Source organism: Paraburkholderia sp. GW821-FHT02A12 (genome assembly GCF_059422005.1).
In genome coordinates, this window is the sequence record NZ_JBWKWA010000002.1 from 3,671,806 (window position 1) to 3,687,003 (window position 15,198).

Sequence of the window (15,198 nt, forward strand, 5' to 3'; positions counted from 1 at the left end):
TCTCGTCTGGTTAGCGAAATCAATCATGAACCGCTCTGCCCGCAAGGGCAGGGCCAGGGTCGCCGGCGCTAGCGGGCAGGCGCTGGTCCCTGCACTGATTTTTCTTCTGGTCGGCTGTATCGGCCTGTATGTGGCGTTCAACTCGTTCCAGATGACGAGCGCCAAGATCAAACTCCAGAACACCGCCGACGCAGCTGCGTACAGCGCCGCCGTGCTGCAGGCGCGCGACTACAATTTTTCCGCCTATACGAACCGGGCAATGGTCGCCAACCAGGTCACTGCCGCGCAAGTGGTCGCGTTGAAATCCTGGATCGACGAACTCGATGCGACTTACACCCCGTCACAGCTCGACTCATCCATCAATCGATTGGCTGACCATCCGGCCCGATGGAGCACGCCCAAAAGCGTTGGCAAAAATGATATTGCGCCTGTGCGTGCGGCGCTGGACGCCTTGCTGCCTACCGTGGCTACGGGCATTGGCACCCTCAATCCCGCGCTAAGCACCGCGCAGGCTAACTACCATGCGGCGATCTTCAGCGCCGTGCCCGACACCGCCGACGCCATCGCCCAGCAAAACCAGCCCGACACGCACGTCACCAGCGGATACTTCATCAGCCCGCGCAACGCGGCACAGCTTGCAGCCTGGAGGTCCTATACGGCCACGATCACGCCTGCCGGCACCATCGGGAAGGACGCTTTCGCCGACGTGGTGACGGACCCGAACACCCTCGACGGTTTCGTCAAGAATCGCGACTCCGTGCGCAGCGTCGCGCCGAACTTTCAGCAACTGGACGACACGGCCGACAACCTATGCGGAGCCAACAGCTCGTTCACCGTCTACGTCACGCATGACGGAGGTACCCAGCTACGGAGCGACAAGTCGGGCTGGCAGTCCATCGATGCGAGCACTGCGCATATGCGGATCAGTTGCATTGGCCCCCTTGAAGCCGAAGCCGGCTTCGGCGGTAGTGCTAACGGAAACGTAACCAGTTTCATGACTCATCCGCCGTTCGCCGCATGGCAAGACTGGCAAGGCTATGGCGGCTACTTCAACTTTGGATATCAAGGGAGTTCCAGGCCCGGATGGAAGGTGCCCGATGCGATGGCGGAACAGTTCCGTCGCGGGCCCGGCCCCTCGCTCGACGCGACTAACGGCGGCCTGTTGCCCTACCAGAACGTGACCGGCACGCCGCTCAACGCCGCTCCGCGCATCACCATCGAAGTCACTCGCAACAGCAACACCTTGGTCAAGACAGTGGACCTGCGCGGCGGCGGACGGATGGCTGTCGACGACAACGCTGCCGGCGGTGCAATGCGGGCGCTGTCGAGCGCCAATGCCTATTTCGTGCGTCCCGACGAGACGTCGTTCGGCGCTTCGATCATCGGCGGTCTGGTGAATGCCGGCCAATGGGCGCGCGCCGATCACAAAACCGAATACCCGAGCCTGTTCAGTCCGTACTGGCAAGCCACGCTTGCACCGGTCAGCGACAGCGAACGCGCGGCGGCTCAGGCAAGCCAGATTTCGACAGCCACTCAGGCCCACAAGCAATGACGCGATTCGACACCAGAAAACCCTCACAGGCTGGCCAGGCGATGGTGGAATTCCTCGTCTCCATGACACTGGTCATGAGCGTGCTGTTGCTCGGCATCGTGATGCTTGGCAAGTTCAACGACATCCGCAACCGGACGCTGATGGGCTCGCGCTACGTCACGTGGGAACGCACCGTGTGGTCGGACAGCGATCCCAAAAAGAACCTTGTCGCCGATCCGACTACCACCGAGGGCTGGTCGAGTACCTACGGTAGCGCAGCCTTGACCGCGAGCAAGGTGGATTCCGAGCTCAACAACGAGGTGATGCAACGCGTCCTGGCAGGCGACAATTCGCCGATTTCCAGTACCGACCGGAAGCAAAACAGATTGGCCGCGACCCTGCCGGCCATGTGGAACGATTACGGCGGCAAACCTCTGCTGGCAGCGGCAGGCGACGTCGTGGTCAGCACCAGCGCGGACGCCGATCCTGCGAGCAGTCAGACCAGCTACGCCGTTAATCCGTTTGGCACGATGACAACCGGAACCGGTGGCCAATACCTGTCGCAACTCAGCCTGCCGACGCGCACGCTGCAATCCGGCACGCTCAGTATTTCGATCGCCCAGGACAGCGACGTACTTAAGCGTCTGTGGCCTAAAGATAACTTGTTGCCTGCGTTCAGCGGCCTGACCTTCTCCGACACGAACGTGCTGATGACGAATACCTGGGTTCCTGACGGTACGGACAGCAACAAAGCCGTATTCAGCCAGGCGGTGCCCGCTGCCAACGTCGTGCTGGTCCAACCATACGGGTATCTGGGTCTACGAAAGTACGCGCCCGAGATTTCGTCGCTTGAGTTCGGCCGTGTTCAGCAAGACGTCGTACCGCCCAACCGCTTAAGTCCATGAAGCGTTTCAATGCCCTCGCTCGAGGCGGCCGCCTGGTTGTCACGCTATTCGTCACGTTATTCGTCACGTTATTCGTCACGTTATTCGTCACGCTGTTCGCCGCCTTGGTCGCCGGCACGGCCGTGGCCGGCACCGCGTGCAAGAAACAGCCCGTACAACCGCAAAGCATCCAGGCTTTCGGTCGGGACATGATCGTGAACGGCGTGCCCACATCGGTTGTCGGCATGCAATTCAGCAGTGCGCCGAGCGATGTCGCGCAGGCGTTCCGCGAATACTGGAAAGCCGACGATGTGCCGTCGAAAAACCAGAGCAGCGCCTCAGGGATTCTGCTCAGCGCGCTCGACGAGCACTGCCTCTATGTACTCAGTATCCCGCCTCAACCAGACGGCGCGCACACGCGCGCAATGATGAGCGTCATCAAACTCGGCAGCGATCAGGCGATCCATCGGATCCCGGATTCGGCGGTCCCGCTGCCCGAGGACAGCAAGGTCGTATCGGATGTCGAGAGCCGCGATCCCGGGCAAACCGGGCGCACGTGGCTGCTCGATATGCCGGGAGAAGCACGCTGGAACGCGCAGCGCTATCGCAACAGGCTCGCGGCGCAGGGATGGTCGAGCCTCGGCCGTCAGCCGGACTATCGGTCTGCCGGAACACAATCCGCGCACGGCACGGCATTCGTCATGCAACACGGCGGCGACAGCGTAGACGTGAGCTTTTCAGATCGCGATGGAAGAACCGTCGCAGTCGTCAACGCAACAAGGAACCGTTGAGATGCAACACCCAGGAATCTTTAAGCGCCTTGCGGCGCGGCGCGGTCGGCAGCGTGGCCAGGCCTACGCTGAGTACCTCGTCGTCGCAACCGCTCTCGTCGGCATTCTGCTGATGGCAGCAGGCGACACCGTAGCGCCGTTTACCGCCCTCGTCACGAGCTTCAAGTCGGTTTTTAGCGCCTATAGCTTCACCCTCTCGCTTCCCTGATCCGCAAGGATCAAATCGTTATGCTGAAAAAAATCAAACTTCGCTCGCTTCTCGGAAATTCCTGGGTATTGCTCTTCCTTGCTGTATTGGTCGCCGGTGGTCTGACGTTTCTCCTGTACACGTACCTGACAGACCGTGAAAACAAGCTGAAGGCCGACATGGCCGCGCGTCGCGTGCGCGCCGGCGTGGAGGTCGTCGTGCCGGCACAGGACGTTCCAGTCGGCACACCGCTGTCGAGCAGCGATTTCGTCGCGCGCGAGATTGCACCCGATCTGGTTTACGACGACATGATCCGCGCGGAAAACTTCCAGCAGTACCACGCTTCGCACCTCGTCAGACCGGTACGTCGCGGCCGGCCTTTACGTGCCGGCGACATTGACTCGCTACGTGGCCGCGATTTTTCCGACATCGTTCCGGCCGGCCAGCGCGCGGTCACGGTGGAAATCGATACCGTCAACTCAACCGCACTGATGCTCCGCCCAGGTAACCGCGTCGATGTGTACTGGGTCGGCAAAGTCTTCCACCAAAATCAGGCCTCGGACGACAAGAAAGTGGCCCAACTGATCATGCCGAATGTGCTGGTTCTCGCAACCGGCCAGGACATGCGCCCGCGCGACGCAGGCGAGGCAGAGCGGCAAGACCAGGCGAATGCCAACAGCAGCGCCATGAGCCGGCAAGAAGGTATGGGCTACACCACCGTAACGCTGCAGGTTCCGGTGGACGATGCTCCACGCATTGCCCTTGCACAAAAAATCGGTGGCCTGCGCCTCATTTTGCGCAATTCAGACGACAAGGGTGCGGACGGGCCGCTGCTTGTGAAAGAAAGCGACGTGTTCATGGACCCCGATCGAGGAACGGCCACTGGCACCGGTCCCGTGGGCCAGGTCGTTGAAGTCATTTCGGGCGGCGGCGCGAACAGCAGCGTGCTCGTTCCCCAAAGCGCGCCGTCCGCTTCCGCGAAGGAAACGCCGGCCGCCGCACCTGCGCCCGCCAACGCGGCTCAACCCACGCCGGCATTGCCCGAGCGTCAGCCGAGCCTCTACGAGCAGGCCAACGCCATTGCCCAACAACTGCAGAAAGCCGTCGCGCCCCGCACGTCGAAGCAGAACTGAAGTATCGAGCCCAGGTTTCACACCATGAAAGTCAAACACAATGCGGCCCAATTGCGTCGCAGGGTCCTGCCGTCCCTTCTCATCGGCATGTTGTTATGCGAGGCCGCTCCGGCTGCGCTCGCTCAAGCCGCGTACCCGTCCACCAGGGACGATGCTTCGGCCAGCACCCGGGTGCTCGAAATGTTTCGTGGCGAAGTCCGCATCCTGCATCTGCCCGGCACGATCAAGCGCATCGCGATCGGCAACGGCAAGCTGATTACCGCAAATGTGGTCGACGGCAGCCTGATGCTGCTCGGCGAGCAAGACGGCATGACGTCGCTCGTGGTGTGGACCGAAAAGGGTATTGCGCTGCAAACCACGGTGCGAATCGCAAAGTCCGAGGTGAACGCTTCACTGGAACAGCTGCGTGCCGTGTTGAAATCGGTGGCTGGATTGCGTATCGATGCGATCGGCTCGAACATCGTGTTGTCCGGTGTCGTGCATCGTGACATGGCGGGAATCGTCAAGTCAGCCACGCAGGACATGAAGAACGTGATCGACACCACCACCATCGACGAGGGCGACGCGCTCAAGAAGACGATTCACTTCAAGGTACAGATCATGGAGGTCACACGCAATGCTCAGAAGAACCTCGGCATTGCGTGGGACAGCAGCTTCAAGGGACCGCAGATCGGCGGTGCGACGAGCGTCGCCACGGGTGCCGCAAAAGCCGTCACCGCGGGAACGAGCTATTTCCTCGCAGGCCTTGCCTCTAACATCACCTCACAGATCAACTTCGCCATCAACAATGGCGACGCGTACATTCTCGCCGCGCCAGAGCTGAGTACGAAGAGTGGGGGCACCGCAAGCTTCCTCGCGGGCGGCGAAATACCGATCCCGCAATCCGGCGCACTGGGCACGACCAATATCGAGTACAGGAAATACGGCATCAAGCTCAACATCATTCCGGTTGTCGACGCGAACAATATCATCTCCGCGCATCTGACAACCGAGATCAGCCAGATCGATCCCACCGTCACGTATGGCGGGATGCCGGGTTTCCTGACTCGCAGCACGAGTTCGGATATTTCGATGCGCCCAGGCGAAACACTCGCGATCTCCGGACTGGTGAGCGCGGACGCGGTCAACGACAGCAACGGTATGCCGTTCCTCGGCCAATTGCCCATTCTGGGTCATCTGTTTCGCTCAGACAGCTTCCGCGCCAAGAATAGCGACCTCGTGATCTTCGTGACGCCTGTCATCTCCGATCCGGAGCTTTCGCCCAACACCGAGTTACTGGCGCGCGCCGACAAACTGGATCAACGATACCGTCAGGAGTACGGTCACCCGAACCCGCTCGTTTCCGATGAAGAGAAGGCCGCGGAAATGCCTGCCCCGCGTCAGCCGATCGCGCCGACACCAGCCCTGCCCCCCGCGCCGATCCGTAGCACGCCGGTGCAGATAGCCACTGAGCCGCAAGGGCCCATGTCCGCTCCGGTTCCGCATCAACCGCTGGTCCAAGCCGCTCCGGAACCCGACCGCAACGCGGCAGCTCAATCCTCCGCGCCACAGCCGCCCGTCAGCGAGCCGCCGGCTGGGGTCGCCGAAGCCCTGCGCATGCTGAGCGCCACACAGCAGCCGCCCGCTGCGCCGCCTTCGCCGACAACCCCGGCGCAGCCAGCCGGCAACGGCAAGCTGCCGCCGCAGGTCGGCGTTCTCGGCAACGCAGACAACTGAGTGGATAGGGGGAGAAGTTAGATGCTCAATTTGCAAGTCCACAGTCGCAATGCGCCCATGCGCGCTTTCGAAATCGATCAGGGCTGCACGATCGGTAAGGGCGCCAGTTGCGACATCACGATCAAAGGCATGCTGATCGGCAAGCTGCAAGCTCGCATCGTGCGTGAAAACAACGCCTACTACATCGAAGATCGGGGCGGAATTGCAGCGACACTCGTCAACGGTTCGCCGATCACGCGCTACGGTCCACTCGCTGAGGTGGACCAGATAGAAATCGGCATGACAACGATAAAAATCGTTCGCGCAATGACCGCGGCCCAAGCCGCGCAAGCGGCAACGGCACGTCCGGTCGATCATCCGGCGGCGCATGCTGCGCAGCCGGAGACTGAGCCGCCGACGTACGCGCAATCGTCCTACGCGCAAGGAGCGGGCCTCCCGGATGCTGGGTCGTCGTACTCACCGAACCCTGCGTCGCAGTGGCCCGCCGTATCGCGCCCCGATCACACCGGTCAGGTCCTGCCGGTTGGCGCGACGCGCAACGACCTCCGGTCGTCCACGCCACACTCGAGTGTTCACACGGCTGACGCGTCGACTGTTCAAGCTGCGCCGGGCCCACAAGCCGTGCGGGCAATCAAGGCAACGGCGCCTGAATTGCCTGTTGCGCCGATCAACAGTCCCCTCGGCATCGAACTGCGCAAGCAGGCGCACATGAAGGTCATCGCGGCGCTCGACTTGCGGCGTCTGAACGTCGCCCGCATGGAAGACGACGAGCTGCGTAAAACCGTCAGCGCGGCGCTCGACGAAATTCTTAACCACGACACCAGCTTCCGTACCGCGGACATTCCGCTCGAAATCCTGAAGAAAAGCGTCTTCGATGAAATTATCGGTCTCGGCCCGCTCGAAGAGCTGATCGCGGATCCGAGCGTGTCGGAAATCATGGTCAACTGCCATAACGAAATCTTCATTGAGCAGGCGGGACGGTTGACCCGTTCGCCGGTGATCTTCACCGACGACCGCGCAGTGCTTGGCGCGATTGAGCGCATTGTTGCGCCGGTTGGCCGCCGCATCGACGAAAGCTCGCCCATGGTCGATGCGCGTCTCTCCGACGGTTCGCGCGTGAACGCAGTGATTCCTCCGCTGGCGTTGAAAGGGCCCAGCCTGACCATCCGGAAATTTTCCAGGCGCAAGCTCGTCGGCGAGGATCTGATCAGCTTTGGTTCGATGTCACCCGAAATGCTCGAGTTTCTGCATACGGCCGTCAAGCAAGGCGCGAACATCATCATCTCCGGCGGCACTGGCTCCGGCAAGACCACTTTGCTGAACGTGCTGTCGAGCTACATCCCCGACGACGAGCGCATCGTAACTGTCGAGGACGCTGCGGAACTGCAACTGTCGCAGCCGAACCTCGTTTCGCTGGAAGCACGCCCTGCGAATATGGAAGGCAAGGGCGCCGTGTCCATCCGCGATCTCGTGAAGAACTGCCTGCGGATGCGTCCGGACCGGATCGTCATCGGCGAATGCCGGGGTGGGGAAGCGTTGGACATGCTGCAAGCAATGAACACCGGTCACGACGGTTCGCTCACCACCGCACACGCGAACACCCCGCGCGACTGTATCGCACGTCTTGAAGTGATGACACTGATGGCGGGTCTCGACCTGCCGGCACAGGCGATTCGTGAACAGATCTGTTCGGCGGTCGACATTATCGTGCAGCAGTCGCGCTTCTCTTGCGGTTCGCGTCGCGTGACGCACATCACCGAAGTCAGCGGCATCGAGTCGGGCATGATCACGCTTCACGATGTATTCATCTTCAAAGAGGAAGGGTTCGGCGAAGACGGCAAAATTCAAGGCAAATTTATTCCCACCGCCTACATCCCCGACTTCTATCAGGAACTGATCCGCAGGCGCATTAATGTGAATACCGAAATATTCACGCGAGCGGAATGAGAGAAAAGCCATGAGTCTTCCCATCATCCTCGGACTGGCGTTCTTCGGCAGCCTCATGCTGATCTGGTTAATCGCCCGGCTCGGCTCGGCCTCCCTCAAAGCCGGTTCACGGCAAATGGCAGGCGAAATCGAATCGTCACTCGCCGACGCTTTCGTGTTCGTGAACCGGCAAAAGATGGCCGCGTGGAGCATGCTCGCCATCGTCGGTTTGCCGGTCATTGTTTTCCTGTTGAGCCGCAACATCCTGATCGCTTTCGCAACCGTGCCGGTCGCCGTGACGTTGCCCAAGAAGTACCTTGCGCGCATGCGCAAAAAGCGTATCGACACAGTCGAAAAACAGTTGCCCGATGCGTTGCTGATGATGTCCGGCGCGTTGCGGGCCGGCGCCAGCTTTCCCGCCGCGCTGGAAGCTGTCGTGAGTGAATCCGCCGCGCCGATCTCGCAAGAATTCGACCTCCTGATGCGGGAAATTCGTCTCGGCATCGATCTCGACATCGCGATGCGCAACGCTGAAAAACGCATTCCGATTCCCGACTTCATGATGGCCACGGCCGCCGTCACCATCGCGCGTGAAGTGGGCGGGAACCTCGCTGAAACGCTGGAATCCGTCGCGCGCACATTGCGCGAAAAACTGCAGATGGAAGGCAAGATCAAGGCGTTGACATCGCAAGGCCGCATGCAAGGCATCGTGATGACCTGCCTGCCGCTGTTCCTGATGCTGGTTCTGCGCTTCATGGAACCCAAGGCCATGGCGCCGCTTTTCAGTGAGCCAGTCGGTTGGGCCACCTTGGCTGTCATCGGCGTAATGGAACTTCTCGGCTACGTGTCAATTTCCAAGATCACCAACATCGACGTGTAACTTATGCTGCTATTTATCGCTTTCGCCGTCAGCGTCGGTGTACTTATCGTCGGCGTCGTCATTTTCAAGTCGGTCGATGGTCTGACTCGCAACATTCCTGAAGAGGATCGGCTCTATCTTGATCCACTGCCCAGGTCGCTGCGGATTCTGTGGCCACTCGTCAATTTTGTCGTATTTCACTTCGGCAATAGATTCAGTCCTAAGCTCGTCGCAAAGACGGAATTGCAATTACGGCTGACGTCACTCACGTTCCTGATGAACGCGCAGCAGTTTCTGGCGTTGTCCCTGATCGGCGCGCTAGTGGCCTCGCTCGTCAGCTCGCTGCTGCTGCTCGCGCTCGGCATGTTTTCGGTTTTTGTGCCGATCGGCGCGGCCCTGCTGGGTTATTTCTACCCGCGCATCTGGACACGGAACGTCCGTCGGCGCCGTGTCACGCAAATTCTCAAGCATTTGCCGACCTATCTGGACTTTCTGACACTTGCCGTCGAAGCCGGCCTGAATATCAACGGCGCACTGAAAAAGGCGGTCGAAAAAGGCCCTGAGGGTCCGTTGCGCTGGGAACTCGAGCACGTGCTGCGCGACCTGAAATCCGGGCTGAACCGTACCGAAGCGCTCCGCCGCCTGGAAGACCGGTTGCGCATCAAGGAAGTGACGAACCTCGTCGGCGCGATTGTGCAGGCCGAGCGCATGGGCTCCGGACTGGCGAAGTCATTGCGTTTCCAGTCTGAACAGCGCCGCTCGGAACGCTTCCAGCGAGCGGAGAAGCAGGCCATGGAAGCACCGGTCAAATTGGTGTTTCCGCTGCTCTTTTTCATTTTCCCGATCACCTTTATCGTGCTCGGTTTCCCGATCGCGATGAAATTCGTGCAGGAAGGTCTATTGTGAAATCGACCCGCCTTCACGTTCGCGGACAGGACCTCGGCGTCAAGGTCTCGATCACTGAGACCACGCGTGAGCGCATGCGTGGTCTGCTTGACCATGATGATCTGCCGCGCGACGAAGCACTGCTTCTGAAACGCTGCGGTTCAGTCCACACGTTCGGCATGCGCTTTCCGATCGACGTGCTGTTCCTCGACCGGCAGCAACGCATCGTAGCGATCCATCACAGCGTGCCCAGGCGGCGCATGCTGCTTAGCCTTCGCGCAAGTCAGACCCTGGAAATGCCGGCGGGCATGGCCCAGCAGTTCCAGTTCGCGCGTGGCGACACGCTTGATTTCGAGGACATCCGGTGATCGACCCACGTTGCATGTTGCGTAGCCTTACATCGCCCCGTGCGGGATCGATCCGAAGTGCACGCAGGCTCCGGCAATCCGGTCAATCGATGGCCGAGTTCATCGTTATCGCGCCCGTGCTGCTGTTCGTGTGCTTTGGTGTCATCCAGTTCGTGCTGCTCTATCAGGCGAAGTCGACGCTGGACGTCGCCGTGCTGGAGGCTGTTCGCGAAGGCGCGGTCAACAACGGCTCGATGAAGGCAATGCGGGCGGGATTGGCGCGCGGGCTTGCGCCTATCTATGCGCGCGATGCCAGTGCCGAGGGCGTCGCTGCTGCACTGACCCGTGCGCAGTCGGATGCGGTCAACCTGAGTGCCATTACCATATTGAATCCCAATCGAGCGGTCGTGCAGGATTTCTCACGGCCGCGCGTGTATCGGGACCCGGCTAATCCGATTATGGATATTCCCAACGATACCTTGATGTATCGCGACCCGCAGACGCCTGGACCCAACTCTCTGATGAACATTCAGGACGCAAACCTGCTGAAGATTCATGTGCACTACTGCTACGAGATGTACGTACCGTTGGTCAACAAAGTCATCTACTACGCGGCCAACATCATCGGCAATATCGGTACGGGGGGCATTCTGACGCGCGAACCCGCCAACGTGAACAACGATCCCTACGGTGCGCCACAGAACGGTGACTATCTGTGCAATACCAAACTTGTGGACGGAATCGAAACGAATCGTTGGCTGCTGTCGCTGGATTCGGAGGCAATGGTGCGCATGCAGTCGCCGTTCAGAAATTCCGCGGCGAACGACTCTCCGAATCCCACAGGTAATTGATGGCGCGTCGTCTACATAATTGGCAGCCGGTCTCGCTCGACGCCGCGCCCAGGCGGGTTCGCCATGCAGCGGATAAGACGTTGCCGAAGGCACGACTGTATGCGTGGCTACTTGCCGGTCTAATCATGGGATCGGCGTGCCCGTCAGACAGCGCGCGCGCCGCAGACGTCACAGCCGCGCGTGCCCGTCATAGGTCCGGCGTGGTCATGATGGTCGGCGGGATGGCCAATTCGGACGACGCGGTCGAACCGGCCACGCCATCCCTATCAGCACAATCCGTCGTTTCGCCTGACGACTCCGGGCCGCTGTCCCTTGTCTTCCAGCCAGGCGCGGTTTCTTCAACGACATCGACACCGCGAGGTTCCGCCTCTGTCGCATCTCGAGTCATGGCGCTCTCGCCGTTGATCAACGAAGCCGCTCGCGCAGCCAATGTGGACAGTGCGCTGCTGATGGCGGTAATCGACGTCGAGTCAGGCGGCAATCCACAGGCTGTCTCGCCCAAAGGCGCAACAGGACTCATGCAGTTAATGCCGGGCACAGGCGCACGGCATGGCGCGTCCGACCTGTTCGATCCTCTGCAGAATGTCAATGCGGGAGCGCGTTACCTGAAGCAACTGATGCGGCAATTCGGCGATCTGCAAGTCGCGCTTGCCGCTTACAACGCTGGCGAAGGCGCAGTGCAGAAGTATGGCAGGCAAATTCCGCCGTATGAGGAAACGATCAATTACGTGCCCAAAGTCATCGATCGCTATTTCCGCTATCGGGATGCGATTTCATCGACGGGGACCATGCAGGAAAAACCTGCATCGGGCGGCGCTATCGGACGCTTCTTGCAGGTCCGTCAAACGGGTGGGGACTGAACCATGCCAGCCTACCGGTTAGCGGGTATCGCGATTACTGGACCACTCCAAGCGATGTCTGCACCGACATCTCGAGGCTTTCGAGCGTATTGACCGCCAGCGGCATAAGCGCTTTGACCAGTTCGACCTGCCGGTCCCGTGCCGCGGTTTCCAGACGCTTCAGTAACGCCGTCAAGCCGCCGCAGTCGAGTATGCGTGCCGATCCCGCGATTCGATGCGCCGCGCTGCGCACCTCATCCCACGCTTCGCGGCGATCGCTCTCGCACAATGTAGCGAGTCCAGTTCGATTGGTATCGATGATCAAGCGAAGCAAATGGGCGCCGGTGGCTTCGTCGCCGCAAGCGAGTTCGTCAACCTTGGCGCGCAGCGACCGACGTTCAGTCGCCGTGAGCGCGATGTAGCGTTGCGCGACGAGCGCCTTGCATAAGGCGAGCTCATCGACCGGCGCAGTCAGAATGCCGTGGAATAGCTTCCCCAGTGCGGCGCGCGTTGCCTCGGGGATATCGGCCGGCACGACGACGAATTTAATGCGGTCGGCTGGCATCGTGTCCCAATCCATCGCCGACGCAGCGCCCTTGTCGTCCGCGGACCACTGCACAATTATCAGTTGAGGCGAAACAGAAACCACCATGGTCGATATGTCAGAGCGTGGTGTGAAGCCGAGACGTTCGAGCACGCCATTCAGTCCGCTCGCCAGGCCCCAACCAGCCTCTGCGCCAATCAAGCTCACGTAATGCATGCTGTCCATCCGAACTGTTGCGTTTCACTGCGCCGACGCGATACGGCAGCGGCGCGCCAGATCGACCAGTTCGACGAGCGACCTGACACCCAGCTTTTGCATGATCCGCGTCTTATGGCTACTGACGGTCTTGTTGCTGACAAACAGTGCGTCGCCGATCGCCTTGTTCGACATGCCTCTGGAAAGCATTTGAAGAATGACAAGCTCCTTGTCCGACAGCAGCGCGAGCTTGTCTTCCTCACTTGCCGCGCCATTATTCGGCGCCATGCCTGAACCACTGCGCGTAACGGGGAATACCGTGTAGCCAGCCAGTACGGCTTCCACACCGCGCAAGATTTCTTTCATTTCCTGCGATTTCCCCACAAAACCGTGGGCACCGGAACGCATTGCCCGCGGGGCAAATGTGACAGGATCCTGGCCTGACAGCACCAGCACGCGGATCGAAGGATGCGCGAGCTTGAGACGCGGAATGACATCCAGTCCGCTGATGCGTGGAATATCGAGATCGAGTATCGCGAGGTCCGGCGCATGTTGCCGGGCCATTTCCACAGCGGCCTGTCCGTTGTCAGCCTCGAATACGTTTTCGACACCAAGCAGCTGCATGAGCTGCAGTCTGATAATCAGTCGAAATGCCGGATGGTCGTCGACAATCAGAATAGTAGACATATGTTTGTGTTCCTAATGAAAGAGACCCTTGCGCGCAAAGGAGATGCCGCGGCGAAATCCCGTCCCGTTGCGCGCATCCGCATGCCGGGCTCTAGATAAAAGACAGGGAATCGGCGCGCAGCGTGATGGTTTGCGGCGGCTACGCCGCAGCGGTCGGTTGAGGCGCAGCCTGGGCGCATTGCAACGCGGTCTCCGCTGATTTGCGCAAATTGTCTTTAATCGCTGGCAAGCGCTTTTCGGCGGAAGTGAAATTGCGAACCCATGCGTCGTGCCCTGCTTGCATCAGTTCGACTTCTCCACACGCAAGGGGTGGTTGCGCGTCCGGACATTGCGCGATCGCAGAATCAGCCTTAATGGTATTGACGACTTGCCACAAATCGGGGCGCACCGTAGAAACGGTTCGCAAAACCGGATTGGCCGCTGACAACGGCGTGCCATTCTCAAGCCCCATCGTGATCAATGCGGCCTGGCCGATCGCTTCCTCGACGAAGCCCCAATGGTCGTGAGCCTGCGACGTCTGCTGGCCCGCATCGATCCAGCATTGCGCCTTTGCGTGAAAATAGCTGTTTTTGTCGCCGGGCAGGCGATCGAGCCGCCGCTGCAGCGACACCAACGCGGCCTGGCTTCTGACGATGGGGGCGTAGGTGCTTACCCACTGCCAGCTAGCCGCACCCGCAGCGCTGTCTTGCGAGGCGCCAAGACCCGTTTTCAGCACCGTGGCATCCTCGATGCCGAGACGATCACGCGCGGCGTGATCCGCGCAGCCGGACAGGGGCAGCGCGAACGCCAGCATCGTTAGCTGAAATTTCATGGAATATCTGCGTCGAGCGCATCTTCTATAAGAAGTCTCGGAGTATGAACAGACGCAGACCGGGGCGGAATGGGAAAATTCTTAGAATGACATCGGAAGATTTCAATACGACGGCTTATGCCCATGCCGCATGGCAGCCTCTCCGCCAACCGACACTCAGGCTTTCACCGCCCGCGCCGCATTCCTCCCGCGCAGCCACTCCAACGCCAACAGCAAGCACGTGGAAAACACGATCAGAATCGTCGCCAACGCCGCAATGGTCGGGCTGATATTCTCACGAATACCGGTGAACATCTGCCGCGGCAAGGTCGTTTGATCCGCGCCCGCCAGAAAGAGCGTCACGACCACTTCATCGAACGAAGTCGCGAACGCGAACAGCGCGCCCGAAATCACGCCCGGCGCGATCACCGGCAAGGTAATGCGAAAGAACGTCTTCACCGGATTCGCGCCCAGCGACAAACTGGCGCGCACGAGGTTGTAGTTAAAGCCCTGCAACGTCGCCGCCACCGTCGTCACGACGAACGGCACGCCGAGCGACGCGTGCGCGAGAATCAGCCCGATATACGTATTCGCGAGCCCGAGCGGCGCAAAGAACAGATACATGCCGACGCCGACCACCACCACCGGCACGATCATCGGCGAAATCAAAATGGCCATCAGCAGCGCCTTGCCGCGGAAGTTCGCCTTGGTCAGGCCGATTGCCGCCAGCGTGCCGAGCACGGTCGCCACCACTGTCGCCGACGGCGCGACGATAAAGCTGTTCTTCGCCGCCATGCGCCATTCATCGGACGCGATCAGGTTCTGATACCAGCGCAGCGACCAGCCCGGAATCGGATACACGAGAAACGTACTGGACGAAAACGACAGCGGCACGATCGCCAGCACCGGCAGGATCAGATACAGCAGCGTGAGCACGGCAAGCGCGCGCAACGCGAAGTACCATACGCGTTCGATCCATGACGTATGCGGCGCAAACAAGGGCTTGGCAAGTTTCATCGCGGGTAAGCTCCGT

The 15,198-nt window shown here is 60.4% G+C and carries 16 protein-coding genes; 12 read left to right on the forward strand and 4 right to left on the reverse strand.

Going from position 1 to position 15,198, the window contains the following annotated elements:
• Positions 1–25 precede the first annotated feature (25 nt).
• The 12 genes from AC07WT_RS37980 (at position 26) to AC07WT_RS38035 (ending at position 11,970) form a co-directional block, all read left to right on the forward strand.
• Positions 26–1,552: a pilus assembly protein TadG-related protein gene (locus AC07WT_RS37980; protein ID WP_494950921.1), complete on the forward strand. Its 1,527-nt coding sequence runs from the start codon at positions 26–28 to the stop codon at positions 1,550–1,552.
• The gene (locus AC07WT_RS37985) at positions 1,549–2,436 is read left to right on the forward strand and encodes a hypothetical protein (RefSeq protein WP_494950922.1); all 888 of its coding nucleotides are present in this window, start codon (positions 1,549–1,551) and stop codon (positions 2,434–2,436) included. The genes AC07WT_RS37980 and AC07WT_RS37985 overlap by 4 nt, the downstream gene beginning before the upstream one ends.
• Positions 2,433–3,206 carry a hypothetical protein gene (locus tag AC07WT_RS37990; RefSeq protein ID WP_494950923.1) on the forward strand — a complete coding sequence of 258 codons (774 nt, stop codon included), beginning with the start codon at positions 2,433–2,435 and terminating at the stop codon, positions 3,204–3,206. The genes AC07WT_RS37985 and AC07WT_RS37990 overlap by 4 nt, the downstream gene beginning before the upstream one ends.
• A 1-nt stretch (position 3,207) precedes the next feature.
• Positions 3,208–3,414, forward strand: a complete 207-nt coding sequence (locus AC07WT_RS37995) for a hypothetical protein (RefSeq protein ID WP_494950924.1) — start codon at positions 3,208–3,210, stop codon at positions 3,412–3,414.
• Positions 3,415–3,434: 20 nt separating this feature from the next.
• Entirely contained in the window at positions 3,435–4,526 is a 1,092-nt protein-coding gene (gene cpaB, locus AC07WT_RS38000; protein ID WP_494950925.1) for a Flp pilus assembly protein CpaB, read from the forward strand.
• A gap of 24 nt (positions 4,527–4,550) precedes the next feature.
• Entirely contained in the window at positions 4,551–6,242 is a 1,692-nt protein-coding gene (locus AC07WT_RS38005) for a type II and III secretion system protein family protein (protein WP_494950926.1), read from the forward strand.
• 21 nt (positions 6,243–6,263) lie between these two features.
• Complete coding sequence (locus AC07WT_RS38010; RefSeq protein ID WP_494950927.1) at positions 6,264–8,189, forward strand: ATPase, T2SS/T4P/T4SS family; 1,926 nt, start codon at positions 6,264–6,266, stop codon at positions 8,187–8,189.
• 10 nt (positions 8,190–8,199) lie between these two features.
• Positions 8,200–9,048, forward strand: a complete 849-nt coding sequence (locus AC07WT_RS38015) for a type II secretion system F family protein (RefSeq protein WP_494950928.1) — start codon at positions 8,200–8,202, stop codon at positions 9,046–9,048.
• Positions 9,049–9,051: 3 nt separating this feature from the next.
• Positions 9,052–9,933 carry a type II secretion system F family protein gene (locus tag AC07WT_RS38020; protein ID WP_494950929.1) on the forward strand — a complete coding sequence of 294 codons (882 nt, stop codon included), beginning with the start codon at positions 9,052–9,054 and terminating at the stop codon, positions 9,931–9,933.
• On the forward strand, positions 9,930–10,280 hold the full coding sequence (locus tag AC07WT_RS38025; protein ID WP_494950930.1) for a DUF192 domain-containing protein: 351 nt from the start codon (positions 9,930–9,932) through the stop codon (positions 10,278–10,280). The genes AC07WT_RS38020 and AC07WT_RS38025 overlap by 4 nt, the downstream gene beginning before the upstream one ends.
• A gap of 89 nt (positions 10,281–10,369) precedes the next feature.
• Positions 10,370–11,110 carry a TadE family protein gene (locus AC07WT_RS38030; protein ID WP_494950931.1) on the forward strand — a complete coding sequence of 247 codons (741 nt, stop codon included), beginning with the start codon at positions 10,370–10,372 and terminating at the stop codon, positions 11,108–11,110.
• Between the two features lie 386 nt (positions 11,111–11,496).
• On the forward strand, positions 11,497–11,970 hold the full coding sequence (locus AC07WT_RS38035; protein ID WP_494950932.1) for a lytic transglycosylase domain-containing protein: 474 nt from the start codon (positions 11,497–11,499) through the stop codon (positions 11,968–11,970).
• 34 nt (positions 11,971–12,004) lie between these two features.
• Here the strand turns inward: AC07WT_RS38035 and AC07WT_RS38040 are convergent, their stop codons facing one another.
• The 4 genes from AC07WT_RS38040 to AC07WT_RS38055 all read right to left on the reverse strand — a co-directional run bounded on the left by AC07WT_RS38040 (position 12,005) and on the right by AC07WT_RS38055 (position 15,182).
• The gene (locus AC07WT_RS38040; protein ID WP_494950933.1) at positions 12,005–12,709 is read right to left on the reverse strand and encodes an Hpt domain-containing protein; all 705 of its coding nucleotides are present in this window, start codon (positions 12,707–12,709) and stop codon (positions 12,005–12,007) included.
• A gap of 24 nt (positions 12,710–12,733) precedes the next feature.
• A complete protein-coding gene (locus AC07WT_RS38045) occupies positions 12,734–13,375 on the reverse strand; it encodes a response regulator (RefSeq protein WP_494950934.1) in 642 nt (213 codons plus the stop codon).
• A gap of 139 nt (positions 13,376–13,514) precedes the next feature.
• Positions 13,515–14,168, reverse strand: coding sequence for a hypothetical protein (locus AC07WT_RS38050; RefSeq protein ID WP_494950935.1), 654 nt, complete (start codon positions 14,166–14,168; stop codon positions 13,515–13,517).
• Between the two features lie 174 nt (positions 14,169–14,342).
• Positions 14,343–15,182 carry an ABC transporter permease gene (locus AC07WT_RS38055; protein WP_492594262.1) on the reverse strand — a complete coding sequence of 280 codons (840 nt, stop codon included), beginning with the start codon at positions 15,180–15,182 and terminating at the stop codon, positions 14,343–14,345.
• Between the last annotated feature and the right edge of the window lie 16 nt (positions 15,183–15,198).

Coding starts and splice junctions, on each gene's coding strand:
- AC07WT_RS37980 (WP_494950921.1), top strand. CDS start 26: ATGAACCGCTCTGCCCGCAAGGGCAGGGCCAGGGTCGCCGGCGCTAGC.
- AC07WT_RS37985 (WP_494950922.1), top strand. CDS start 1,549: ATGACGCGATTCGACACCAGAAAACCCTCACAGGCTGGCCAGGCGATG.
- AC07WT_RS37990 (WP_494950923.1), top strand. CDS start 2,433: ATGAAGCGTTTCAATGCCCTCGCTCGAGGCGGCCGCCTGGTTGTCACG.
- AC07WT_RS37995 (WP_494950924.1), top strand. CDS start 3,208: ATGCAACACCCAGGAATCTTTAAGCGCCTTGCGGCGCGGCGCGGTCGG.
- cpaB (WP_494950925.1), top strand. CDS start 3,435: ATGCTGAAAAAAATCAAACTTCGCTCGCTTCTCGGAAATTCCTGGGTA.
- AC07WT_RS38005 (WP_494950926.1), top strand. CDS start 4,551: ATGAAAGTCAAACACAATGCGGCCCAATTGCGTCGCAGGGTCCTGCCG.
- AC07WT_RS38010 (WP_494950927.1), top strand. CDS start 6,264: ATGCTCAATTTGCAAGTCCACAGTCGCAATGCGCCCATGCGCGCTTTC.
- AC07WT_RS38015 (WP_494950928.1), top strand. CDS start 8,200: ATGAGTCTTCCCATCATCCTCGGACTGGCGTTCTTCGGCAGCCTCATG.
- AC07WT_RS38020 (WP_494950929.1), top strand. CDS start 9,052: ATGCTGCTATTTATCGCTTTCGCCGTCAGCGTCGGTGTACTTATCGTC.
- AC07WT_RS38030 (WP_494950931.1), top strand. CDS start 10,370: ATGGCCGAGTTCATCGTTATCGCGCCCGTGCTGCTGTTCGTGTGCTTT.
- AC07WT_RS38035 (WP_494950932.1), top strand. CDS start 11,497: ATGGCGCTCTCGCCGTTGATCAACGAAGCCGCTCGCGCAGCCAATGTG.
- AC07WT_RS38040 (WP_494950933.1), bottom strand. CDS start 12,709: ATGCATTACGTGAGCTTGATTGGCGCAGAGGCTGGTTGGGGCCTGGCG.
- AC07WT_RS38045 (WP_494950934.1), bottom strand. CDS start 13,375: ATGTCTACTATTCTGATTGTCGACGACCATCCGGCATTTCGACTGATT.
- AC07WT_RS38050 (WP_494950935.1), bottom strand. CDS start 14,168: ATGCTGGCGTTCGCGCTGCCCCTGTCCGGCTGCGCGGATCACGCCGCG.
- AC07WT_RS38055 (WP_492594262.1), bottom strand. CDS start 15,182: ATGAAACTTGCCAAGCCCTTGTTTGCGCCGCATACGTCATGGATCGAA.